Origin of the sequence: Vibrio sp. 10N.261.52.A1 (assembly GCF_002876325.1) — a bacterium.
Taxonomy (GTDB): domain Bacteria; phylum Pseudomonadota; class Gammaproteobacteria; order Enterobacterales; family Vibrionaceae; genus Vibrio; species Vibrio chagasii.
Genome location: NZ_MCYD01000084.1, coordinates 1 through 1262 on the forward strand (window position 1 = coordinate 1; position 1262 = coordinate 1262).

Annotated in this window: 2 protein-coding genes; both read right to left on the minus strand. The window is 34.5% G+C overall.

What is annotated here, in order from left to right; all coding sequences use genetic code 11:
• Positions 1 to 188, minus strand: a 188-nt coding sequence (locus tag BCT81_RS29505) for a hypothetical protein (RefSeq protein ID WP_206747994.1), incomplete at its 3' end; no start/stop codon positions are given.
• Positions 181 to 1262 (minus strand): EAL domain-containing protein (locus BCT81_RS01165; protein WP_133152480.1); only part of this gene is annotated, 1082 nt, incomplete at its 5' end. The genes BCT81_RS01165 and BCT81_RS29505, both read right to left, overlap by 8 nt.

Genomic DNA, 1262 nt, shown 5'->3' on the forward strand with positions numbered 1-1262 from the left:
ATATTATTACTGAGTTTTTTATTACTTTGGAAGGTCACTATTTTAAACTCGATATTCATATCTTTTTCAAGTTTGCTCAGCGTATGAGATACGACAATATCTTGCCCTAGAGAACCCACCCTAACAACTTTTGCGAGTGTAAATGTTGAAAATAAAAAAAGAAATAAGGCTAAAACTATTCTATTCATAACACACACAAACTTTATCTATTGCTTTCGATGATTTTGATGTTAATAGGTTATTAAGTGCAGACAATGACATCGGCCTAAAAAAATAATAACCCTGAACAAGACATGGCCCTAATCGGTTCACAGATTTTAATTGCCTTTCAGTTTCCACGCCTTCTACTATGGCGACCGCACCTAATGTTTTTACAATCTGTGTTGTTAACATGAAAAGCTTGCTACCTATCTCAGTATCAATATTATTTGTCAGCGCCCTATCTATTTTGACCTTATCAAACTTGTATTTAGACAAATAACCTAAGGAAGAATAACCGGAGCCGAAATCATCCAACGCAATCGACACTCCTAACCCTCTTAGCTCAGCGATCTTTGCCACAGTTCCCGACTCATCACTAATAAGCACATCCTCAGTAATCTCAAGTGTTATCTCAGAAAAAGCAACGTCACTTGATAAGACAATTTCTACGAAGTTCTTTATAAAACTATCGGACAAAAAGGTGATTGGAGAAACGTTTATTGCGATATTTTCAAGTTCATTATCAAGGGGGATGTCAATTTTTTTGAAGTCTAATAAAGCTTTTTCAATAACCCAAAGGTCTAAATCGACAATCATACCTGTCAATTGAAAATCAGTGATAAAAGTAGGAGGTGTGATTTTTCCCTCGTGTGAACGATGACGAAGTAATGCTTCAACTGAAACTATAGAGTCTTTATTTTCAGAACAAATTGGTTGATAGAATAGCTCAAACTTTCCTGTAGACTGCAATCGTTCAATATTTCGTTGTGCCTTTATCGATTTATTAACCTGACCAACAACATCTCCGATACCTAGAGCCTGCCTACTATCTTCATAGTCGAAAAACTTGTCACTTGTCATATTAACACTTGAATAAAAAGTTAAATTGCTAATTCTTTTAAAGAATGGAAAGTATATAAGCACGCCGATTGTAAAGTTTAATATTTGCAACAACATTTCATTTGATAGCCACCCATATAAATGGAACGTATTATAAAACGTTGGTAGCATCCAGTTATAATTATCAATAACAGGTTCGATTACTCCTAAACTTAGAAAAC